We start from the raw sequence: 327 nt of genomic DNA on the forward strand, positions 1-327 counted from the left end.
GGCGGGCTTGGTGCCGGCCGACGAGCGGTCGCCCTGCAGGCCCGGCTCGGTGTAGGTGACCTCGAGCACGACGGATGCCGGGAGCTCGATGTACAGCGGGTTGCCGTTGTTCAGCGCGATCTGCACCTGCTGGTTCTCCAGCATGAAGTGCGCGGCGTCGCCGACGGTCGCGGCGCCGACGGTGAGCTGGTCGTAGTCCTCGACGTCCATGAAGACGAAGCTGTCGCCATCGGTATAGAGGTACTGGAAGTCACGACGGTCGACGTTCTCGATGTCGATCTTGGCGCCTGCGTTGTAGGTGCGGTCGACGACCTTGCCGGAGACGAC

General features: G+C 65.4%; 1 pseudogene. It reads right to left on the reverse strand.

Annotated features, from left to right (window positions below):
- Window positions 1–327: pseudogene (locus tag KI686_RS17535) on the reverse strand (elongation factor P); the annotation flags it as partial.

Origin of the sequence: Polaribacter sargassicola, assembly GCF_021991835.1 — a bacterium.
GTDB classification, from domain to species: Bacteria; Bacteroidota; Bacteroidia; order Flavobacteriales; family Flavobacteriaceae; genus Polaribacter; species Polaribacter sargassicola.